Origin of the sequence: Chloracidobacterium sp. (assembly GCA_016720705.1) — a bacterium.
Lineage (GTDB): Bacteria > Acidobacteriota > Blastocatellia > Pyrinomonadales > Pyrinomonadaceae > OLB17.
Genome location: JADKKB010000005.1, coordinates 575,334 through 592,531, shown reverse-complemented (window position 1 = coordinate 592,531; position 17,198 = coordinate 575,334). Strand labels below are relative to the sequence as shown.

Genomic DNA, 17,198 nt, shown 5'->3' with positions numbered 1-17,198 from the left:
AACTATGTCGCCCCAAAAGCTTTAATAAACTATACCTAGCGCCCTTTCAATTCCTTACCAAGATCGATCTTCAGATTTGCCTTCACAACCGATTCGAATGGTATCGTGACCTTTCCGCAAGTGCGGTCGTCGAAGGTGATAACGTCATCTTCGACGGCCACGATCACACCGACAAAATTCTTCTGCCCCGAGATCTCCGTCGAGAGCTTTACTTTCGCCATTTCGCCGGTAAATCGTACAAAGTCAGAAAGCGAATAAAGTTGGCGCTCGATGCCGGGTGACGACACCTCCAAGACATACGCAAAGGGTATGAGGTCCTCCGCATCAAATATCTCTTCAATTGCTGATGAGAACTGAGCACAGTCGTCGATCGACACGCCTTGTGGTCTGTCAATGTAGATACGTATGAGCGAGTCATTCTTAGACCCTACAACTTCAGCATGCACAAATTCGACGCCGCATATATTTGCCACCTCGAGTGCTGCTTCATTGATTCGCCCGGTAAAAGGCTGTTTTGCTACCATTTTCAACCCAAAATAAAAAGTGGGCACGAGACCCACTTGATACGCTCAGATACTACGCATCGCGGCAAACGACTAGTATATAAGGAAAATGCACATTATTGCAAACTAAAAACCTATAGTGTGTCCCCGATACTGGCTACCAGTCGTTCCATCTCGCCAAACTTCTTTGAAACCGAGGCAAATCGCAACTTTGATGGATCCGCAATAAACTCCTCAATAAATACTCCCAGATCGCGGGATTCCGAGTGCAATTTCTTAGCATCCCGTTCGACCGATCGGGCGGCATCCGGGCGTGCAGTGTGCGACCTCTTGGCCTCCGCCACCCCCCAGTGTGTGATCCTAACGGTGTTCGGCCGCGATTCCGTCACCCAACTTTCGCTTTTTAGCATCTCGGTAATGCTGTCAATACTCGGGAAATATCCTTCCTTTTTGGTCAGTTCGACCATATCCACGTCGACCGAATCACGTCCGCCGGTAATCTCATAAATACGTACAAGTATTTTGTGAAATGCGTCCATAATATTCTCCCTAAACTTTAAGGACATTACCGCCTTAAAGTTATTTGCTTATCAAGGCAAAGACCGCTCGTGCCGCACCGAGTATTCCGGCATCGTCCCCCAATTCTGCCCCCACGATTTTAACACGCTTCGCCGGTTCCGGAAATGACCGTTCATCTACCTCACGTCGCACATCACCGGCAAATAGTTCCCACGCGGCCGAAACACCGCCGCCGATCACTATCATTTCGGGATTTAGAACATTCACAAGGCCTGCCAACCCGATCCCCAAATATGTCCCCATCGCTGTAAACACATCAACCGCCTCTTCGTTACCGCGTTTCGCCCAGTTGTAAACATCCGACGATGTCGACACATCCAACCCTGCTTCTCTCGCCATCCGTATAACGGCGGTTGCAGATGCATACTGCTCGACACATCCGCGGCTTCCACAACCGCAGGGGTGCCCGTCCGGTTCGACACAAATATGACCGACTTCCCCGGCGGTGCCATCTTTCCCCCGATACGGCTTTCCGTTTATCATTAGCCCACCGCCAACACCTGTTCCGAGAGTCACGCAGATCGATGTATCGACATCGCGTGACGCTCCGAGCCAGTTTTCACCGATTGCGGCGGCCGTCGCATCATTTTCGAGGACAGCATCCACCCCGAGCCGGTTGGACAAAATGTCGCGGAGCGGAACACCTTCGAGGCATCGGAGATTTGGTAGTTTGTTCAATATACCCTCGTCTATATTGATCGTCGCGGGTACTGCGGCAGCGATCGCACAGACCGCGGAAGGGTCTTCGAGCCCGCTTCGGCAATTTTCAGCCAAGTGGATTATCAGATCAATGACGTCATTGCCGGAAGACCCTTTCGGGGTCTCCGCTCGTGAACGGGAATAAATGGTGCCATCTTCACCAACGGCGGCCAAACGTAGATTTGTGCCGCCCAGATCTAGTGCCAAAGCGATTCTATTCATGTTGTGGAGGTTACTAATAACGGCTATTTCTTTGGCCGATCGATTTCGGGGACGTTGAGAAAGACATCTTCATATTTTGCGTAGCCATCCTTGATCACGGTCTCCATCAGATTACCCTTGTCGACCGTTACGACCTCAAGCAGAATTGCTGGAACCTCTTTTGACTCATCGTCCTTCTTAAACGGTGTTGTGTTTAACTTTTCCTTTTTCGCAAGTTTTATCGCCGCTTCCACCGCGGCGTCAGCGAGTGGAATAATTGGCTTATAAACCGTCATTGACTGCTTTCCTTCGGCAATGCTCTGAAGGGCACGCTTATCAGCGTCCTGTCCTGTCACGACGATCTTGCCCGCCAGCCCCTTTTTAGTTAGAGCATTCACTACGCCGCCAGCCATTCCATCGTTTGAGACGATAAATGCCTGAATGTCGTCATTATTTTGGGTCAGTGCGTTTTCGGCAAAATTAAGCGCAAGTTCAGGTTTCCAATCCGGAATAAACTGTTCGCTCTTAATAACAACATCGCCCCTGTCGATGGCAGGCTTTAACACAGCCAAATACTCCTTGTTCATTATGTGAGCGTTATTATCAGTAGAGGCACCGTTTACTATTACATAATTACCTTTCGGGACCTTTTGAAGTGCATATTCGGCGATCTTACGCCCGATTATGGGCACTTGGTGCGAGATATACAGGTCGATCTTATCTGAATTTATAAGCCGGTCGTAGCTGATTACCGGCACGCCCTGCATTTTTGCCTTATCGACCATCGATGCAGCTTGAGTAGCATCTTGCGGAGCAATGACAAGGACGTCAACTTTCTGTGTTAACAAGTTATCGACATCATTTGCCTGTCGGTCAGGACTATTGTCAGCCACTGTGATAACACAATCGACATTCATTTTCTTGCACTGCGCCTCGAAGGCATCGCGGTCACGCTGCCATCTCTCCTCTTTCACGGTAGCCATAGCAAAACCGATCTTGATCCTCTTTTCCTTAGGCCCATTCGAGCAGGAAATCGCAAAACAGGTGACGAATAGTAGAAGCAAAGGTCTTATTCTAATCATTGTTATTCGGGCTTATCTCCAGATGAAATGCCGGGCTGTGCAAATTAAACCAAAAAAAACACCGTTCGGCAACGCGCCGAATTCGGACATAGGCCGACTGGCCCGTGACCGATCGCCACCACTATCAAATAGCCGTTCCTCAAAAAAAACTTCACGCGGGTCATTTTATATACTTTTCCATTTGAATCAGTTTGGAAATATGTTATAAGTATGAGGCAAATCTTAGCTAAGCCATAAGTATGAACAACGTTTTTTTAATTCAGTATTGGCACTGAACGTGTTGTTTTTATTGACATTGGGCTCTAACTCGTGTAAAAGATTGAAAGGTTTGTTTTTTGATTTTATTGAATTGAAGCGATACAAGAGGAGAACTATGAATAGTAAACTGTGGATTCGAAAGGCGACATCGTCGTGTTTGATGATTGCAATGCTCGCGACCTACTCGATGGTAGCGTTGGCAAATACTGAAAAAATTACTGGTGAAATTATCGTCAATGGCAGTGAATCTGCCTTGGTAAACGGTGAAGTTGCCCAAAGCGGCCGTACAATATTCTCGGCCAGCACGGTCTCGACCCCGAACAATTCGAGTGCGGTGATCAACTTCGGCGTAGCCGGAGCGATCGACCTTGCACCGAACAGCGTTGCGATAGTTTCGTTTGACGACAAGTCTGCGACGATCGACCTTACCGCGGGTTCGCTTACAGTTCTCCGTGCTGTGGATGCATTGAACGTGAATGTGGCCGGCACAAGCCTAGCTCTAAATGCGGGCGAAAGAGCCTCAGCTCAGGCCGGCCGCTCGGCTGACGATTACAAAGATGCTTCGGGCAAATGTATCGACGCTGACAAAGACGGCAAAGAAGAGTGTGATAGTGCTGCCACATGGTGGCCGTGGGCTTTGGTAATGGGTGGAGCCGCTGTTGGCATCATCTGGGCAGCATCGCAGGGTGGTAACGATATCTCGCTTGGTGGCGGAACAACGGTCGTTAGCCCCAACCGTTAAATCTTAATTGTACTTAGCCGCCGCGACAATCATTTGTGGCGGCTAAGCTTATTATCTATTTGATAGGATTGATTCAGGAGGATTTTAACTCAAATGTTCGGCAAAAATAGTCTTCGTAAATTTATTACAACGGTCACCGTAGCGGCTGTTTGGTGTGTGTATTCGTCTGTGGCCTTCGCTGTGCCCGTCAATATGGGCGGTGAGCTCACCGTGTCCGGACAGGTTACCGTAAATGGCCAAGCCGCGGTTTCCAATTCAACTGTCCTGTCGGGAAGCACGATAGCAACCGGTGCTGACTCGAGTGCGGTTGTTAGCTTGGGCAAAACGGGTCGGATCGAAGTTCTTGCGAATTCGAGCCTGACTTTGACGTTTTCAGAATCAAGCATCGTCGGCACCTTGTCTGAAGGAAAATACCGCGTTTCTAATGCGGCAGGCGTCGCGACAACGATTGCGACCAAGAATGCGACGATCATGGCCGATGCCGGTCAGGCTGATAGCTTTGCAATCGAAGTTGAGTGTTCGCACACTCACGTCGACACGTCCTCCGGAATCGTCACTATGCGTGAAGGTTCGACTGACAAGCAAGTTTCTGCTGGATCGACAGCGACTGCCGGTAATGTTGAGCAGACCGGTTGCAAACCTTGCCTCCGTCCGGGCTCAGCCCCCAGCGTTGCTATCGCAGGATGGCCCTGGTTGATCTTAGTCGCTGCCGGTGTTGCCGGTGCGGCAGTATTCCTCGGTACGCAGAGGAATGACACAACTCTCGGCGGCGGCACGATCATCGTAAGCCCGACGCGTTAATTGTTGGACAAACGTTCTCTTTGTTTTGCGGGTCATGTAACTTACGTGGCCCGCAATCTTTTTTTATATATTGTGATTTTTTTAACAAGCTAATACTTTAATAGTTATGCATATTGCAGTTATTGGAACAGGTTATGTCGGTTTGGTATCCGGTGCGTGTTTTGCCGAATTTGGAACCGATGTCATTTGTGTCGATGTTGATACCTCAAAGATCGAAAAGCTTAACAACGGCATAATACCTATTTATGAACCGGGCCTGGATGCCATCGTCAAGAAAAACGTAGAGGCCGGTCGGTTGCATTTTACGACTGATATCAAATCCGCTGTGGAACGGGCACAGGTCGTCTTCCTGGCAGTGGGGACGCCGCCTCAGGCCGATGGGACGCCCGATATGAGTTATTATCGTCAGGCGGCCAAGGACGTTGCTGAGTCGATGAACGACTACAAGGTGCTTGTTACCAAATCGACGGTCCCGGTTGGCACCGGCAAATGGTTACGGGATTTCATTCAGGAAAACATTAAAATCGAAACTGAATTTGGAGTTGCGTCGAATCCGGAGTTTCTCCGTGAAGGGGCCGCGATCACAGACTTTATGCGTCCCGATCGAGTGGTGATCGGAAGCAACGAAGACCGGGCGATCGAGGTAATGAAAGAACTTTATCGCCCACTTTTTCTGATCGAAACACCGATAGTCATCACTTCGCTAGAGGCCGCCGAGCTGATCAAATATGCTGCAAACGCATTTTTGGCGACCAAGATCACATTTATTAACGAGGTGGCGAATCTTTGTGATGCGATCGGTTGCGACGTTCACGATGTTGCCCGTGGAATGGGAATGGACAATCGCATTGGACGCAAGTTTCTGCATCCGGGCCCCGGATACGGTGGGTCTTGCTTCCCCAAAGATACGAGAGCTTTGACCACCGTTGCAGATCAATATGGCGTAGAAACGCTTATCGTCGATGCCGTGATCGAGGCTAACGAACGTCAACGCGATGCAATGATTCCCAAGATCGAAAAGCTCGTCGGGAACTTAAGTGGTAAGAAGATCGGAATACTCGGTTTATCGTTCAAGCCTGAAACGGACGATATGCGCGAATCCCCAGCGATCGAGATCATATCTGAGCTGATCAAACGCGGAGCATCGATCAAAGCATTTGACCCGGTCGCTATGGAAGAATCAACTCACTTTATTACCGGCATTGAATATGCGAATGATGAATATGATGCTATTGCCGGAGCCGATGCGATGGTGATAGTTACCGAATGGAATCAATTTCGGGCGCTCGACCTGGAACGCGTGAAGTCACTTTTGGTCGAACCGAAGATCGCAGACCTTCGCAATATTTACGAGCCAAAGGAAATGCGTGAAATGGGCTTTGAATATGTCGGCGTTGGCCGATAAGATTGTGGTCCGATGTCGCAAGTCGGCAGCCGTGTAATATAAATGTCTTTAACATCTAAAGTATTGGTCACCGGCGGTGCTGGTTTTATTGGTTCAAACCTTGTGGACGAATTGATCCGTCAGGGGGCCAAGGTAACTATCATCGACGACCTTTCGACCGGCAGCCGTGAGAACCTTGATGAGATTGCCGGCGATTTTGATTTCGTCCAAGGTGACATTAACAACAGCCAATTGGTCAACAAGGCGATAGAAGGCGTTGAGATCGTTTATCATCAGGCTGCATTGCCGAGCGTCCCTAGATCGGTCGAGAACCCGGCAGAAACGCATCGTGTGTGTGTGGACGGCACATTTAATATGCTTTTAGCGTCGAAGGAAAATGGCGTTAAGCGTTTCATTTACGCTGCATCGAGTTCAGCCTACGGCGATCAACCTACATTGCCGAAGGTGGAAACTATGGCTCCCGACCCGCTTTCGCCATATGCTGTTGCAAAACTCACGGGCGAACTTTATTGCCGATCATTTAACAATGTGTACGGACTCGAGACTTTGGCATTGCGATACTTCAATGTTTTCGGACCGCGGCAAAATCCCTCATCAATGTACTCGGGCGTTATTTCACGTTTTATCGACTGTTTGATGAGCGGAACCACGCCCGTGATATTTGGCGACGGTGAACAATCCCGTGATTTTACTTATGTCGCAAATGTTGTGGATGCAAATATTCGTGCAAGTCAGGCGACAGACGGTATCGGACGAACGTTGAACGTTGCGAATGGCGACCGCATTACATTAAACCATTTGTTGGACGTCCTGAAAACGATCACGGACAATCCTAATGTAACGGCGGAGTATAGGTTTGGGCGCACAGGCGATGTCAAACATTCGCAGGCCGATAATCTTCGAGCCGTTGAATGGCTCGGGTATCAGGAGTTGGTGGGACTTGAGGAAGGACTGCGGCGAACCATAGACTGGTGGAAGACAAGTCGGTTCGCCTTATAGCGTTTCCTTATTTTTCCAACGCAAAAACATCGTCGTCCAACTTCGAATTTACCAGGATCTGTTTCGCCTTAAACGCCGCATAGGCGGTCATTTGGCCAAGATCAAATCTCTGCGAGTATTTCTCCGGAACCAACACACCGTCAACCAACAGTGACTTATCTATTTCAACCGACGTGGTGATCAATCTTCCTTGAAATTCATAGCTCGACTCATAGCCTTTTAACTGACTATTTTTTTCATCTAGAAAGAAATCCGTGTAATATCCTTCCGGAGTCGTCACTCTAAAGCCATTTTTCTTCTTCTTGTCCCCTGCTAGTGGCGACACGACATATCCTTTGTCGCCGATGTGTTGTAATACCGGAAAACCGAGACTCGTAACGGGGGGAAGTGAAAATCCTTGAATCGACGAATATGTATCCGTGCCGTTAAATACCTGTTTCAGCGGCTGTAGAGGGCTGTTGATGATGAACGAATATTTGTCGCCCGAGATAGCGGTAACAAATGTAGCCGGCGTTGCCTGGTTAAAAACGTTCAGATCAAGCGAACCTCTGACGACAAGTGACTTCATCGCCCTAAGTTTTTCACCCCCGTGGGCCGCAACGGCAGACTTCGCAAAATTCATTGCGGCTACCTCTTCGCTCGCCGGTACAACCACCGCCGACAATGCAGTCTTGTCGGAGTCGGGCTGTTGCCCAAATAAGGTAGTTGAGCAAGCCACTAAGAAAACAAAAATGATCGTGTACTTCATACTTTTAATTTCGGTCCTATTACCAATGTAATGATGGCGAAAGAGAGGCAAACACTTTGACGCATTTGCCTCTCTTCTTCAAAAACTAGCCAGGCTATCGGTTTACCAGCTAAAACGTGCCTGGAGCTCGATTCGGCGGTTGGCCGTTCCGCCACCGCCACCAAAGCCACCGTAACCGCCGGCGATATTCGTCGACTGCCCAAATCGGCCCGAACTCAGGCTGCCAACTGGCGTGTTAAAGTTTACATTATTTAACAAGTTATTGAAATTGACGCTCAGGTTGAGATTGTACGGCTTCCGGCCATCGCCGCCACCGAACATTCCGCCCATTCCGCCGCCCATACCTCGGCCGCCTCCACCCATCATTACTCCGGCCGGAGGTCCACCTGTGGCACCGCCACCACGGTTTCCACCTGCTGCCGCGGTCGATGCAGCTGACTTACCGCCAAAGCCGAAGGTTTTACCGACGCGAAGGTTGACGCTGAAATAGCTCGAACCCTCGCCATAGTTTCGGGGAATGATCAGATTAGGATCATTGCCGGCAACATTACAGTATGATGCGGTGATCTGAAGTTCCGAGCATCTTGCCCCCAATTCCCCGTAAGTCGGACGTTCGGTAAACAGTGAATCGCCGTTGAGATCAACGCCACGCGTTATGTTGAACGGACGTCCCGAACTCGCCGTAATAAAAGGATTCAGGGAGATCTGCCAAGGAAGCGTTATGTTGCCCCCAATTACGAAGTTGTGTCGCACGTCAAACGCCGCTCTCCCATATTCACCGGTAAAGTCGTAGCTGTACGCCGGAAAGCTCCCCGAGCCATCGGTGTCACTATTTGCAAACCCAAGTCGATAGTTTCCAAATAATGATATTCTCGGCGAGATCGCACTTCGGAAATTCATTATCAACTGATTTTGATTATTTATGCCACTAGCCTCGTATTCATATATATTACCGAGACCCGGCTGCGGTCGAGGAGCATTTGCACAGTTTATCTGCAGTGGGCAGATCGGTGCGTTTATATTCCGGATCCGAAGCTGATGTATCGTCCTCGATGTTATAAAGAATGCTCCAAGTGAAGTCTTGAAAGGCAACTGACGTTCAATACCTAGCGTTGCCTGCATCGTGTACGGGACGCTAAGTCCACTGTCGATCGTACGGATCGTATTTGACTGGGGCAATGCGGCCAAGATCTGCGCTGCCGTCGGCGAATTGGTCACGCCGGCCGTGGTAAACAGAGGCTGCGAAAGCAGAGCCAGAGCAGCAGCCCGACGAATCGGATCAGGATCGTTAGCACTCACGATCAGATTCAATTGCCGTGTGCCATTAAATCGCTCTGCCTGTAGAGTCAAATTCTCGCTGAATCGCTCATAGAATACTCCTGCACCCAAGCGAAATACTGTTTTCGGCGGTTTAGCTCCGCCCGCTCCGGGCGACCACGCTAAACCTATTCTAGGGGCAAAGTTCTTCGAGTCATTAATGTTTGTTTGATTTTCGTATCGAAGACCAAAACTGAATAGCAACGAGGGTGAAATTCGCCAGTCATCGGTCACGAACAGCCCCGCATCAAAACGCGAAACCTTAGCCAACGGGTCACCTGTCGTAATTGAGAATTGCGTCGGGTCGTACTGTGTGCCGACCGCTCCAAGCACTCTAGCTCGATATTGTTCGAGTGGTGAAACAATGCCGTCACTGTTCAGATCGTACGGGTCTGCACCAAAGAAACCAGGAAACACGTACGTTCCACCATAGTTATTCTCGGATCGGTCGTTAATACTAGTATTGCGAAGCCGAACTCCGAATTTGACCGAGTGTTGGGAATTCTTACCAAAGGATGTTGTAGTGTTATTGCTCAATTCCCACGCGTTTCTAGTATTAGCACTTGAACCAATTTGAGCACCGCCACCCGTAAACGCAGCAGCAACACTAACAGTCGGAATTGAATTATCACCATTTTGCGAACGCTTATCGAAAGAATACTGGAACCGCGTTTCGTTTACAGTTTTAGCATTGAGGATCGCCGTCTCGGTCAATCGCAGTTCGTGACCAAAACCTGTCGTGTCATATGCTCTGGATGGAAGTGATGTGTCGCCGATTCCCTGGTTCTTATTTGTCGATCGGTCAAAACTATAACGAGCAACCAAAGTATTCTTGTCGTTGATGGCAAAGTCCACACGCGGACCGATCGAAAATCGTCGACTGGGAATCGTAAGATCCTGACTGAAATTGACCGGATTGAAGGCCGAATCGAGAACCACTGCATTTATGATCGCGTTATTATCGACGTCACGATTCGATACATCGAGAAAGAATGACGATTTGCCCTTTTTGATCGGGCCTGACAAATTTCCGCCAAATGACCGCAATTGGCTCGGCGCCTTGTTTGCTGCAAAAGGGTTGCGTGAATTAAGACTCTCGTCGTTAAAGTTGCCATTGACCGATCCTCTAAATTTGTCTGAACCCGGTTTGGTCAAGATCTCGATCCGCCCAAATCCAGGTCGATCAAATTCGGCCGAAAACGGATTTTGATTGATCCGTATTTCCCTGATCGATTCTTTTGGCGGTAATTGGCCGCCCGTAAATCCGTCAATATAGATCTGACCGCCATTCGGACCGGCTGACGGTCCCGCAAGTGCCTGCAGTGCTGCTTGCAATTCGTCGGGATCGTCCGGCAACGAGTCAAGATCTTTGCCCTTGAGCACGGTTGCGTCTGCATTATTATCCGCTTCATTAGAAACAGCTTCGTTATTAGAAACATCGACCGTTTCTTCGACGCCGGACACGGTCAAGACGACAAAAAGATCGAACTTCTCGCCGGCCACAACATCCACTTCCGTATTTTCATAAAGTGCGAATTTCGGTGCGATCGCCTTAACGGTGTATTTGCCCGCCGTCAAACCGGTAAAGTTGTATTCGCCCCGAGCGTTAGTAATGATCGATTTTTGAGTGCCGGTGGGCGAAATAGCCGTGACCGTGGCACCGACCACGACAGCACCCAGCGAATCAGTGACTGACCCGCCGATGCTACCTGTAGTCTGAGCTAATGAGACGATCGCCGCCATTGCGACTATCAGTCCAGTAAATATGATATTTTTAATGACTTTCATGATTATTATTGTATAAAGCTACGTGTATATGTCTTTCCGTTCAGGTTAAAACCCGGTGTCCGGAAATTAAATCTCTATTTAGGGTAAGCCAATGCCGTCTAGACCCGGGATCGAAAATCCACCGTCCACACTCCGGCCACCGCGACCGCCACCCGACTGTGCCTGGGCGCTCCTTATAAACGGCTCGACTCCCGCTAATAACTTAATCGCACTTACTCTCGTTGAGTCGCCGTTTTTAGTACTCGAGATCGCGATCATATCTCCTGCTTTGAGGTCCGCCGCCGTAATATTTGGAAATCGGTCGAGCATATCGTCGATACCCCCGCCGCCGCCGCGTCCTCCACCCATTCCCGGGCGTGCTTGTCCGGCGACGCCATCATTTGCTTGTGGCTTTCCTTCCGGGCGGCCTTGAACTCCGCCTTGTCCAGGAGGTCGTATTCCGCCGGCGCCATTCGTTTGGCCGCCAGCCAATCGTTCGGCCATTTCGGCTGGAAATTTCTTCATTAAAGACGTCGAGCCTAACGCAATCGTGACGTCCTTTTTCGTTTGTAAGTTGGTTATGACAATCTCATTTTTATCCGTGTCGATCGACTTTATCGTTCCGGCAATTGTCTGGAATGCTCCCGTGACTATCTGCTCCGCCGAAAAACTAGAACCGTCCGAACTCTTATCTCCCAATGCCCTTATCATATCGCCCTGCTTAACGTCACCGATCGAACCATCGACCGCTTCGTCAAACCGAATCGAATTGGGAGCATATCGTTTGAATTTAGCATCACCCTTGGGCGTGACCACCGTTGACGTCGATCCCATCAGTCCCCGGACCTCGACAGTTATCTGATTTGTCTGATTATTGACAGATGTCACCTTTCCTGCGATACCGCGGGTCCGCCATAGGTCCGCCTCTAAAGCGTGTTGTTGCGCGATCGCCGATTTTGACATTAAATATACCGAACGTGCCGGAAACGATTTACCGTCCGCCGCCAAAACGCCGGTCGCCATTACTCTGTCGCCGACCGCAATGTCTGCAGTAGACGCCGGAAGTGCTGACGCCAGATCGGGTTTCGCCGGATCAACCTTCTTATACTCCGTCTTGGCCGTTAGAATTCCATCGACGTTGCCGGTTTTCGAGCTGATCGTAATCTTTTCGGCGGTGATTGCCACTACATCGCCGCTAATGACAGACGGCTTGATCGATGTCGACTGTGCCCATATGGCGGATGCCGAACTAAATATAAGCGTAAATATGATGAATAGCTTTTTCATTGTAAATTTTGCAAAAATTATTCTGATCTGGTCACGACTAAACAATTCGTATAATTGCCAGTATCAGATGTTATGACGTTTATTTTATCAGGAAGGTTCGAGTCTATTTGTAAAGAAATGTAAAAGTCTGCAAACAATCAGCTTACGCTTTTTGCCAGACGTTGGAAGTACGGGCGGTTAAAACGAGGCCAATGCCGAACGCAAATACCGAGAAGAGAGCTATTACCCAAAGATATGGTACGGACAGTAGGAAGGTCCAAACGCCCACACCAATGAGCGTGGCAAGCGTTTCTGAACGGTTGGCATCGGATAGAAATCGCTTTTGAATTAGCTTTCCAACTGTTACCTGCAAGGCAACTCTGCCGAAAACGTATCCCAATAGGATCATAACAAGACCCATCAATCCGAGTGTTGCACTCAGGAAATCCGGAAGCACGCTGAGACTCCCAACGATCGCTATCATAGTACCGATGAACACCACCGATCCAATTGCACTTATCTTCAGGGTCGAAAGCCGAATCCTAGCGACTGCCCGGCCAACAGCCCCGGGAGCAATTGTCATCATCACCATCGAAATCGCAAACCAAAATAGAGCCAGTAAGACACGCTGTGCGACAAATGACCACGTGATAGCGGGAGTCAGAATTTGCATAGGATTTTGTGCGAGGTCGCGGAGCTCCTCTTCCCACACGCCAAAGATCACAGTCTCCTTGCCGGATACACGAAGTGCATTGGGACTATCCGGTTTATATGAACCGCCAAAAACGATCACGTCACCACCGATATATCCGTTCTCCTTTTGGATCACTGAACCGCCGATAGTCGCCACATCACCTTCAACACGTCCACTTACAATAACGTCGCCACCAAATGAAAAAACTCCCTTTGCACTTTTGCGAACTTCGACCGACTTCCCGATCGCTACAACCTCCATTTCCGGCGCATCTTCGACGATAACTGTCTTTTCGTCTTCCGATAACGATATAGCAGGCGTGGCTTTCGCGCATTGAACACCCGCAAACAGCACGATGATCAGCCAGAACACGGTGATCGTGGCCGTCACCGTGCAGTGTGATCGGATGTTTGTATAGTTCGTAAACTTCACTTTGTTGGAATTGCTATGTACGCGGTACCCGTGACTTGGATCTTGAAATAAATACGGACAGGGCCACGACCATTCCCAGAACTAACATCAATGCTGCGGGCAATTGTATTTGTCCGCTTACGGTTCGTAAAATAACGCCAAACCCTACCAGTAATGAATACGCGATGTGACCGACAAAGTTTCCAACCGCAGTTATCTTTTCGGCCGCGTTGACCAACTGGCCGAAGATCAGATTGGCATCCGACCCTAAAGCGAACAGGACAAACGCCATCAACGCAACGCACACAAAGGCAGCACTATAAAGCTCGTTTGACCTTCTTAGCCCGTTTACGGAGCTTTCCGCGTTCGTTACCAGCCTCTCTGTAAAATTCGCGGGAAGTTCGACATCAAATTCACCGACCATCGAAGAATTCAGCGAACACAGGAACTGTCTCTGCAATCGCAATTCTTCGGCACACTCATAACAACCCACAATGTGCGTTTCAAGTGCGAGTTCACGCTCAGCGGTCAGTTCGCCGTCAATATAAGATGTGATCTCTATCGTCGGGCATACCGTATGACTATATACGTTCAACTGAGGCATCAACAAATGATTCCTATGTAATTTACTTCAAGAATTTAATTGCCAGCGGATATTCCCAAAGTTCGCCGCTATTCGCTTTCATTGCACCAATGATCGGAAAAACAACGCCCATTACGCATACCGCCAGCATAGTCAGAAATCCGATCAACACGAACATCAGGACAATGCTGACAACGGCGTATATCACCGATGAGATCATCCAGTTGGCCACCATCTTCCCGTGAGCATCGAGAGCAGGCATCTTATCCTTTTGCGTCTGCCACAATACGATCGGCACAATGATCCCGACCGGGAACAAAATAATATTTGCCAACTGCGAAAGATGCAGCCACATTCCCATTTGCTTTTGCTCAGGCGTCTGGAGAGCCATCGGTGGCCGGAATTGCATTTCGTAATTCATATCCTATATCCCCTTAACCCCGCGTTCGACAAACATCTGCCTCATCATCTCGCGCGCACGAAAGAGCCTATTCTTAACCGTTCCAAGCGGAAGTCCGGTCACCTCGGCGATCTCATCGTACGATAGGTCCCGCGAATGTCGGAGAACTATCAAGTCACGGTATCCCGGCGGTAGGCACTTGACTACTGCGTCGATCTCATCGCGCCACTCGCTCCGTTCGTGGTCTTGTTCCGGTGACGGGCGGCCGCTTTCGATCTGAAATTGAAAAGTGCCATCAGCATTTTCCGATTCGATACTCATTGCTGTTATCGAATTTCGCCGCATATGGTCAATTGCAGCGTTGTGGGCAATGCGGTACAGCCAAGTCGAAAATTTGTACTCGGAACTATATTTAGAAAGCGAATTGTATACCTTGATGAAAACTTCCTGTGTGACGTCCAGCGACGATTCATAATCACCAAGCATTCGGAAAACATAGCTGGTGATCGGTCGCTGATAGCGTCGGACCAGTTCCTCGAAACCGTCAGTGCGGCCCGAGACGGCATTTACGATCAACTCGCCGTCCGTCATACTTCGGATATCTCCTAAGGTTATTGCTTGGATAGACATCGATTTGGAACCAATACGGTATTCTCGTCGAATTTGTTTCAGACCACAAATGCAACAGCTAATGATCAGGCAAGCGCCGCGAGGGCTGCCGGTGCGGCGATCTCGTCAAAATTGAAACTAGATTCGGGAAACGAAAGGCCAACGTCCTCAGGCCGAAGCATAACTAATGACCTTCCCAAAGCCTCGGCAGCGATCTTAGTAATCCGCTCCGGCACAAGGTCACGGCCGATAAGCAGGACCCGGTCCAGGTAGCCTTCATTCACATTGGCACCGAACCGGTCGTTGTAAAACATCAAAAGTCGAAATACCTCATCATCGATCTCAGCCGGTAAACACGTGACCGTCCTAACGACCGACGGTTCATCGCCGCGCAGCAATAGTGCAGTGAAACCATCCGATTGCTCGCTGATCAGCAGCGAATCTGCCTTGCCGGCACGGTCCAAAAGCCAATTTGCTTCACCGACCGCACGAGGCAATATCAACCCGGCCTTCCAACCCATACTCTCAAATAGAGTCTCATACTCATCGATGACACCTAAAGCGATAGCCGTGGCAAAATATCGCGGTCGTCCTTCCCTGTTCGGCGAAATCTTTTGACGAGCGATTCTCAGTTGTGCGGCGGGGGCACCAAATGTCTGCTCAGCTTTCCAGTCAAGTATTTCTTCCGTTTCTTGCTTTGCAACCGGTTCGGCGTCGAGTGTAAGTATTGCCGAGCGAGCCGAATTGCTCGGCAGAGCTATTGACCAACGCTTTTGGTTCAACAATCCCGAAGCCTGAACCGCCGCTTCGAGACTGGCTCTAAACTCGTGTGGATCAGTTATATTTATTTCCAAGAAACTCGGGTCGATCACGCCGTTGGCCAGTCCGATCGTGGCCGCCTGCTTCACCGAATATGACGATCGGCCGTGCTTTGTGAGAGCGATCGCGGACACGCTGTGACATTCGATACCTATCGCAGCATTGGGAAAATTGGGTTGCGTAAGTGAAAAGAGCATTTTTAATACTTATTGTAGGCGATACCTTCCGAATCCTCTCCCTCGGCTATACTTCTGATGTCTTTCAGGCCGGATCCGCCGTCCGGCGTGTTGGTATCCTCGCCCTGCACCTCGTCCCACTCCGGCTTTTCCAAGATCGGATCAAGCGGCTTTTCACGAAGATATTTTGCCTCGACGAGTTCATCGATCGTTTTCGGCAATTTTCCTTTGTCGGCCGAAAATTGGTCAATGGCTCGGCGCATCTGCCATAGATTCTCTTTGAGTACCGTTTCTCTAGCCTGTTGCACGCTCCTTTGATATGTCGGAATCGCAACAGATAGAAGGATGATCATAATGAACATCGCGATCATCAATTCGAGCAAAGAAAAACCACCCTGCCTATTTGATGATCGGCGGTGCTGGCCTACGACCGTCCATTTACTGAGATTTCTAATGTTCACCTGCGATTTCCTATTTTGGTTTGAGCAACTCACCACTCGCTATACTTCTCGCCGTTCATTGCTTCGTCGTCAGACGATGAGCGTACATCAAATACGTTAACTTCATCCCAATTGTCTGAGTCCTTGTCCTGATACGATGATCTAAATTTCCAATCTGCCTTTCCCGTCATCGGGTCGACGGGCAGCTCGCGCAGATAGACCTTGTTGAGCTCTTTTATTTCGTTCAGCTCAGTTGCCTGTTTACTGTCACCGGAAATACCGCTGCCGGCAGTTACGTTTGCTCCCCTGGCCTTTACCTTTACGCCGTCCACCAACGTTTCGATCGTCGGCGGGTAACGATCCGGATTATCGGTTTCAAATATCTTGCAATCATCGATAACGACACGACTGCGCGGGTCAGTCGGTATATTTCCACCCTGTGCTGCAATCGTCGGATTTCCGCTGGTCACAGCTCCCTGAGGGCACGCACCCATACTGTCACGCTTAAACTCGTCAATTGCGTTCCGCATCATCCTTAGAGATTCACGGAGTCGCAATTCCTTTTGGCGCTTAACCCCGTTTTGAGCCATCGGGATCGTACCCATTACCAAGATCGCTAACACGGCAAGCGTCGAAACGAGTTCAAGCAGACTATAGCCCGCGATACTCTTATCAATTGTCGCCGTGCGTCGGTGCATA

18 protein-coding genes are annotated in these 17,198 nt (G+C 49.5%); 4 read left to right on the top strand and 14 right to left on the bottom strand.

All coding sequences use genetic code 11. From position 1 onward, the window contains the following. Positions 1-35 precede the first annotated feature (35 nt). The 4 genes from IPQ00_05970 to IPQ00_05955 all read right to left on the bottom strand — a co-directional run bounded on the left by IPQ00_05970 (position 36) and on the right by IPQ00_05955 (position 2,965). On the bottom strand, positions 36-524 hold the full coding sequence (locus IPQ00_05970) for a ribosome maturation factor RimP (protein MBL0240110.1): 489 nt from the start codon (positions 522-524) through the stop codon (positions 36-38). Between the two features lie 113 nt (positions 525-637). Continuing rightward, a complete protein-coding gene (locus IPQ00_05965) occupies positions 638-1,042 on the bottom strand; it encodes a hypothetical protein (protein ID MBL0240109.1) in 405 nt (134 codons plus the stop codon). 40 nt (positions 1,043-1,082) lie between these two features. After that, positions 1,083-2,003: an ROK family protein gene (locus tag IPQ00_05960; protein MBL0240108.1), complete on the bottom strand. Its 921-nt coding sequence runs from the start codon at positions 2,001-2,003 to the stop codon at positions 1,083-1,085. 23 nt (positions 2,004-2,026) lie between these two features. Continuing rightward, the gene (locus IPQ00_05955; protein ID MBL0240107.1) at positions 2,027-2,965 is read right to left on the bottom strand and encodes a substrate-binding domain-containing protein; all 939 of its coding nucleotides are present in this window, start codon (positions 2,963-2,965) and stop codon (positions 2,027-2,029) included. A 472-nt stretch (positions 2,966-3,437) separates the two neighbouring features. Between IPQ00_05955 and IPQ00_05950 the strand changes: the two genes are divergently transcribed. From IPQ00_05950 to IPQ00_05935, 4 genes are all read left to right on the top strand, one after another. Further along, entirely contained in the window at positions 3,438-4,064 is a 627-nt protein-coding gene (locus IPQ00_05950; protein ID MBL0240106.1) for a hypothetical protein, read from the top strand. A gap of 93 nt (positions 4,065-4,157) precedes the next feature. Next, positions 4,158-4,865, top strand: coding sequence for a hypothetical protein (locus IPQ00_05945; GenBank protein MBL0240105.1), 708 nt, complete (start codon positions 4,158-4,160; stop codon positions 4,863-4,865). Between the two features lie 106 nt (positions 4,866-4,971). Beyond that, positions 4,972-6,270 carry a UDP-glucose/GDP-mannose dehydrogenase family protein gene (locus tag IPQ00_05940; GenBank protein MBL0240104.1) on the top strand — a complete coding sequence of 433 codons (1,299 nt, stop codon included), beginning with the start codon at positions 4,972-4,974 and terminating at the stop codon, positions 6,268-6,270. A 42-nt stretch (positions 6,271-6,312) separates the two neighbouring features. Beyond that, the gene (locus IPQ00_05935) at positions 6,313-7,269 is read left to right on the top strand and encodes an SDR family oxidoreductase (GenBank protein MBL0240103.1); all 957 of its coding nucleotides are present in this window, start codon (positions 6,313-6,315) and stop codon (positions 7,267-7,269) included. 7 nt (positions 7,270-7,276) lie between these two features. On the opposite strand, the gene IPQ00_05930 is transcribed toward IPQ00_05935, so the two are convergent. The 10 genes from IPQ00_05930 to IPQ00_05885 all read right to left on the bottom strand — a co-directional run bounded on the left by IPQ00_05930 (position 7,277) and on the right by IPQ00_05885 (position 17,197). Beyond that, positions 7,277-8,017 carry a hypothetical protein gene (locus IPQ00_05930; protein MBL0240102.1) on the bottom strand — a complete coding sequence of 247 codons (741 nt, stop codon included), beginning with the start codon at positions 8,015-8,017 and terminating at the stop codon, positions 7,277-7,279. A gap of 102 nt (positions 8,018-8,119) precedes the next feature. Further along, positions 8,120-11,122 carry a TonB-dependent receptor gene (locus tag IPQ00_05925; GenBank protein ID MBL0240101.1) on the bottom strand — a complete coding sequence of 1,001 codons (3,003 nt, stop codon included), beginning with the start codon at positions 11,120-11,122 and terminating at the stop codon, positions 8,120-8,122. 78 nt (positions 11,123-11,200) lie between these two features. Then, the gene (locus IPQ00_05920) at positions 11,201-12,388 is read right to left on the bottom strand and encodes a hypothetical protein (protein MBL0240100.1); all 1,188 of its coding nucleotides are present in this window, start codon (positions 12,386-12,388) and stop codon (positions 11,201-11,203) included. 142 nt (positions 12,389-12,530) lie between these two features. Further along, entirely contained in the window at positions 12,531-13,493 is a 963-nt protein-coding gene (locus IPQ00_05915; protein ID MBL0240099.1) for a hypothetical protein, read from the bottom strand. A gap of 13 nt (positions 13,494-13,506) precedes the next feature. Next, the gene (locus IPQ00_05910; GenBank protein MBL0240098.1) at positions 13,507-14,076 is read right to left on the bottom strand and encodes a zf-HC2 domain-containing protein; all 570 of its coding nucleotides are present in this window, start codon (positions 14,074-14,076) and stop codon (positions 13,507-13,509) included. Between the two features lie 22 nt (positions 14,077-14,098). Continuing rightward, entirely contained in the window at positions 14,099-14,476 is a 378-nt protein-coding gene (locus IPQ00_05905) for a DUF4870 domain-containing protein (GenBank protein ID MBL0240097.1), read from the bottom strand. Between the two features lie 3 nt (positions 14,477-14,479). After that, entirely contained in the window at positions 14,480-15,085 is a 606-nt protein-coding gene (locus IPQ00_05900) for a sigma-70 family RNA polymerase sigma factor (GenBank protein ID MBL0240096.1), read from the bottom strand. A 65-nt stretch (positions 15,086-15,150) separates the two neighbouring features. Then, positions 15,151-16,080, bottom strand: a complete 930-nt coding sequence (locus IPQ00_05895) for a hypothetical protein (protein ID MBL0240095.1) — start codon at positions 16,078-16,080, stop codon at positions 15,151-15,153. Between the two features lie 2 nt (positions 16,081-16,082). Beyond that, positions 16,083-16,520: a type II secretion system protein gene (locus tag IPQ00_05890; protein ID MBL0240094.1), complete on the bottom strand. Its 438-nt coding sequence runs from the start codon at positions 16,518-16,520 to the stop codon at positions 16,083-16,085. A gap of 29 nt (positions 16,521-16,549) precedes the next feature. Beyond that, positions 16,550-17,197, bottom strand: a complete 648-nt coding sequence (locus IPQ00_05885; GenBank protein MBL0240093.1) for a type II secretion system protein — start codon at positions 17,195-17,197, stop codon at positions 16,550-16,552. Between the last annotated feature and the right edge of the window lies 1 nt (position 17,198).